The organism is Mycetohabitans endofungorum, assembly GCF_002927045.1.
Taxonomy (GTDB): domain Bacteria; phylum Pseudomonadota; class Gammaproteobacteria; order Burkholderiales; family Burkholderiaceae; genus Mycetohabitans; species Mycetohabitans endofungorum.
The window spans coordinates 1-1,486 of the sequence record NZ_PRDW01000059.1; the positions used below are offsets into that span (position 1 = coordinate 1).

Genomic DNA, 1,486 nt, shown 5'->3' on the forward strand with positions numbered 1-1,486 from the left:
TGGCCGGCCGATTGCGAACACGCGCGTTTATTTGCTCGATGCGCACGGCCAGCCGGTACCACTGGGTGCGGTCGGTGAACTGTATATTGGTGGCGTGGGGGTGGCGCGCGGCTATCTGAACCGCCCGGCGCTGACCGACGAGCGTTTTGTGCCGGATCCGTTCTCCGATGACGCTAATGAGCGGCTGTATAAGACCGGGGATGTGGCGCGGTATTTACCGGACGGCAATCTGGAGTTTGTGGGGCGCAACGATGACCAAGTGAAGATTCGCGGCTTTCGCATTGAACCGGGCGAGATCAAAGCGTGCTTAACGGCGCATCCGCAGGTGCGCGACGCGGTGGTGCTGGCGCTGGGTGAAGGCCAAGATAAGCGGCTCGTCGCGTATGTGCAGGCCGAAGCGGATGAGCCACTGGCGAGCACGCTGCGCGCACAGGTGGCGGCGAGCCTGCCTGAGTATATGGTGCCCAGCGCGTTTGTGCGGCTGGACGCGTGGCCCTTGACACCGAACGGCAAGCTGGATCGGCGTGCGCTGCCCGCACCGGATGACGACGCGTTCGCGCATCAAGCGTATGAAGCGCCGCAAGGCGAACTTGAGACGACGCTCGCGACGATCTGGGCCGAGCTATTGGGTGTCGAACGTGTGGGTCGGCACGACAGCTTCTTTGCGCTCGGCGGCCACTCGCTGCTCGCGGTGCGGGTGATGAACCGGGTCAGAGGGCTGGGTGCCGACGTGCCGCTGGCCACCTTGTTCGCGACGCCTACGTTGGCCGCGTTTGCCGCGGCGCTCGAAGCCCACTGGCAACAAGGCGCCGATGCGCTGCCCGAGATCACGCCGGTGTCGCGCGAAGGCAGTTTGCCGCTATCGTTCGCGCAGCAGCGGCTGTGGTTCCTTGCACAGCTTGATGGGGTTAGTGACACATATCATATGCCGCTGGCGCTGCGCGTGCGCGGGCCGCTTGATCGAGCGGCCTGGCAACAGGCATTGGATGCGCTCCTCGCCCGCCATGAAGCGCTGCGCTCGACGTTTGTGAGCGTTGACGGTCAGCCGCAGGTGCGGCTGCTGCCGGCGGACACGGGCGTGCCGCTGCGCTGGCATGATCTGCGCGGCGTACCAGACGCACAGGCGCAACTGGCCCGCTTAAGGTACGAAGCCGCGCACGCGCCCCTCGATCTGGCGCGCGGTCCGTTGATCCACGCGTGCGGCATTCAAGTGGCCGATGACGAACACGTGGTGCTGCTCACGCAACATCATATTGTGTCGGACGGCTGGTCGATCGGGGTGCTCGCGCGTGAGTTGAGCGCACTGTACGCGGCGAGCGTCGGGGCGCAAGCCGATCCGCTGCTGCCGCTGGCGGTTCAATATCCGGACTATGCGGCGTGGCAACGACAGAGGCTCACGGGCGAGCGGCTGCAGGCGCAAAGCGACTATTGGCGCGTGACGCTCGCCGATACACCGGTGCGGCTGGCGCTACCGACCGATCGACCG

The 1,486-nt window shown here is 65.7% G+C and carries 1 protein-coding gene; it reads left to right on the top strand.

The window, feature by feature from the left end; all coding sequences use genetic code 11:
* A partial coding sequence (locus B0O95_RS15150; RefSeq protein WP_146064131.1) for a condensation domain-containing protein occupies window positions 1-1,486 on the top strand: 1,486 nt, incomplete at both ends.